The 1,478-nt window shown below is 54.0% G+C and carries 1 protein-coding gene; it reads right to left on the reverse strand.

Annotated features, from left to right (window positions below):
* Positions 1–72 precede the first annotated feature (72 nt).
* On the reverse strand, positions 73–1,404 hold the full coding sequence (locus KXG62_RS33760) for an ISNCY family transposase (protein ID WP_218096389.1): 1,332 nt from the start codon (positions 1,402–1,404) through the stop codon (positions 73–75).
* Between the last annotated feature and the right edge of the window lie 74 nt (positions 1,405–1,478).

Below are 1,478 nucleotides of genomic sequence, written 5' to 3' on the forward strand. Positions count from 1 at the left end.
TGTCAATCTTCTGTGAAAATGTCACCTTAACTCGTCCGAGAAAATGTCACTTTTAAGTGGTGCCGAAGCGACTCACCAGAGCGCTTCGGCGTAGCTATTATGCTGAGAATACATGGCGTCTTGGAAACTGATCCTTCTTGTGGTACGCTTGTTTTGGTTTTGCTGCTCCGTGGTTTTCCACGGATGCGCTTGGGTGGGTTTGCGTGGCTGCGCAGAACTCGCCTTTTTTATTTCCTGCTTCTGTTTTCGGACCGGCTTCGCGATTTCCAGGAGCTTGATTGCGGTATTGTCGTGCCACACGATGACTTCTCCCGAAAGCGTCTGACGCACCTCGACGACCGTCTTGGCATCGAGTCGATAAGGAGAGGGTTTGGCGAATGTATAGGTCTTGTTGGCGTAGGAAAGCGTGTTGCCTTGCCCGAGCGTTCGCTGCTCCCGCGTCGTAAATACATAATCGAGACGAATGGAGGAATCGAGCTTCATATAGGCGCATTCGTCGTTTTTCGGCTTCAGAGCAAACTTGTGATTGTGCTTTTGCAGCAGTCCCGGTAGCGCCGCGTTGGCCTCTTCCATCGTGTTAATATCGAGTAGCCGCAGTTCGATGACAAGGCGGTCCTGGAGCGTGCCCCAGAGCCGCTCGATGCGTCCTTTGGCTTGTGGCGTCAATGCCTTGATATGCGTGATGCAAAGCTCATCCATAGCTTTGCCGAAATCAGACAGCGGTTTCGTTTCGCCAGCCAGTTCTTGCTCCACCGTCAACGGCTCGTTCGGCGATCTGAAGATCGTATGCCGGTCGCTGTATAGCCCCAGCGGGATGCCGTATTTCTTGATCCCTTGCTGCATGACAAGCGAGTAGCCCTCGCGGCACTCGGTGGGTCTGAAAACGGCGCCGACAACGATACCTGTTGCATCGTCAATGGCCGCGTGAAGGGCGAAGGCGGAGGCGCGATCTTCGAGCCAGGCATATGGCGTGGCGTCGATCTGCCAAAGCTCGCCGGCTTGAGAACGCCGTTCTCGCGGTTGATGCGCTTTATTGCGCCGTCGCTGCTTGGCTTGCTTCATGCCCTTGGCTAATAAGATTCGGCGCACGCTGGAGGGGCTTAGCTCCAGCGCCTCGCGTTCCGAGAGTAACTCTGCAAAGTGGCAGTTGTTGCTACCGGCATATTGCTGGCTATAAAGTGTTGCGACGCGATCCCGCGTCTCGTCCGCAAGTGCGTGAGCAGGCTTTCTACCACGATTGCGGTGAGCCAGTGCCGCTGCTCCTCCCTCCGTCAAATACTTTTTCTTCAACCGAACCATCTGTCTGCATGATAGCCCGAGTGCTGCCGCTCCTTCCGCATTCGTCATATGTCCGCTAATGATTTTCTCCACTACGACAACCTTCTTCAATTCTGCTCTGCTCAATGTCATGATCTCCTGTCCCATGGTGACATTATCTCAGAACAGTTACACAGTGACATTATCACAGCACAACGACA

The organism is Paenibacillus solanacearum, from assembly GCF_910593845.1.
In the GTDB taxonomy this organism is placed as follows: domain Bacteria; phylum Bacillota; class Bacilli; order Paenibacillales; family NBRC-103111; genus Paenibacillus_G; species Paenibacillus_G solanacearum.